Consider the following 249-nt stretch of genomic DNA (forward strand, 5'->3'; position numbering starts at 1 on the left):
TGCCTCGTTGCGCCGCTAATTAATCGCACTCTCGGTGCTTTCTCCGTCCAGTTTCCGTGAAAGTTGTATGCAATTGGACGCCTTCTGTCGATATGAAGTCGAAGCGGTCAACAATACGACAGTGTAAGCATCTTGCTAAAGAGCATGTTGACGACCCAGATGAACCCGCTGCGCCAACTGGCGACAGCGGGTTCGCTGAGTGGGTGCAGATCACTCTCATCCTCTTGCATACGGAACTCAACAAGAGTT

General features: G+C 51.4%; 1 pseudogene. It reads left to right on the forward strand.

What is annotated here, in order from left to right:
* Positions 1-92: 92 nt before the first annotated feature.
* A pseudogene (locus tag O2S87_RS19385) lies at positions 93-249 on the forward strand (IS5/IS1182 family transposase); the annotation flags it as partial.

Source organism: Halohasta sp. A2, from assembly GCF_056175805.1.